The 1579-nt window shown below is 71.6% G+C and carries 1 protein-coding gene; it reads left to right on the forward strand.

The annotated features are described in order from the left end of the window. Positions 1-580: 580 nt before the first annotated feature. Entirely contained in the window at positions 581-1408 is an 828-nt protein-coding gene (locus V7067_RS11195; protein ID WP_334175986.1) for a L,D-transpeptidase, read from the forward strand. Positions 1409-1579 lie beyond the last annotated feature (171 nt).

Below are 1579 nucleotides of genomic sequence, written 5' to 3' on the forward strand. Positions count from 1 at the left end.
CCCGGCATCATCGCGCAGGGTCTCGTGGTGCTGGCTCTCGCGGCACAGGCCGTCATCGCCCCCGGCGGGGGCTCCGGCGCCGCCGTCGGAGGGCGGCACGATCGCAGGGTCGGCGGACATCGCGCGTGTCGGTTCCGTTTCGTCTGTCAGTGTCCCGCTCCGGCAGGCGGGGCGGAAAGGCAGCCGGCCTTCCTCGCCGCGCGGGCGGCAGGGCGGACAACCGGAAAGGCGCAGGAAGAGAACACGGTCGGGCCGGGGCTGTTGCAACTGAACCGCAGTGTAGTGGATCGCAGGCCCTTTTGTCACGGAGATCGCGGCATCAAAGACGCACTGTCTGTGGCGCCGCTGCAACGGCGCCCGGCGAACCGCACCGCAGGGCGGGGCAAAGCGGCCCCTGAGGGCGGCGGCATCTTGCATGGAACGGCCGATTCAGCGCGCACTAGCCGCCGCACTGCCGCCGAGACCGTTGCCCCGCCCGACGACAGGCACCAGCCGTTTTCGCCCCTGTCGGTCCGCGCGCCCGTGGCTGCCCTGCACCACGCCCCGGCCGGCCGGGGTGTCATGCCAAGAATCCGGAGTGATGATGGGCCCGACGCTTTCCCCGGCCACTGACGGCCGTTCCGCTGCAAGCCATGAGACCGGCGCCGCCGGCGGCGTTGCCCTCAGCCGCCGCGCGTTCATCGCCGCGCTGCCGCTGGCGCTGGCCGCCTGCACCACCACGCGCGGTCTGATCGAGGGGCCCGCCCCCACCTTCGACTGGCAGAAGCAGACGCCGCAGCAGATGTACGGACCGCTGAAGGATGGCGACAACGTCATCCCCGCTGTCGACCTGAAGCGGATCAAGCCGGAATTCTATCGTCAGGTGGTGCGCTACCAGACCGACCAGAAGCCCGGCACCATCATTGTCGATCCGCAGGCCCACTTCCTCTATCTCGTGCAGCCCGGCGGCTGGGCGATCCGTTACGGCATCGGCGTCGGCCGGCAGGGCTTTGCCTGGCACGGCGATGCCATCATCCGCTATCGCCAGCAGTGGCCGGTGTGGCGCCCGCCGGCGGAGATGATCGACCGCGAGCCGCAGCTGAAGAAATACCGCGACGGCATGCCCGGCGGCCTCGACAACCCGCTCGGCGCGCGCGCGCTTTATCTCTATCAGGGCTGGGTCGACACGCTCTACCGCATCCACGGCACCAACAAGCCGTGGACCGTCGGCACCTCGGTCTCGTCCGGCTGCATCCGCATGATCAATCAGGATGCCGTCGATCTCTACAGCCGCGTGCCGCTCAACACCCGCGTGGTGGTGATGGGCTCGGCCGTGCCGGACCAGCAGGCTGCCAAGCCCGCCGCAAAGGCGCCGGCCCAGAAAACCGCCGCCGCCAAGGCGCCCGCCCCCAAGCCGGCGGCGAACTGACGCAACGGCCGGCGCCCCGCTCTGCCGGGCCCCCGTTCTCGCCGCCCGTGCCCGACCGGCACGGACGGCCGGGCGGGGTGCCGGGGCGGGACGGAGCGCCGGTTGCCGGGCCCTGCACCGCGCGGGGCCAGCGCCCCGCGCACATCGCTGTCGTGCTGTCGGGCGCCATGC

This window comes from Pseudoxanthobacter sp. (assembly GCF_036822375.1).
Lineage (GTDB): Bacteria > Pseudomonadota > Alphaproteobacteria > Rhizobiales > Segnochrobactraceae > Pseudoxanthobacter.

Coding starts and splice junctions, on each gene's coding strand:
- V7067_RS11195 (WP_334175986.1), top strand. CDS start 581: ATGATGGGCCCGACGCTTTCCCCGGCCACTGACGGCCGTTCCGCTGCA.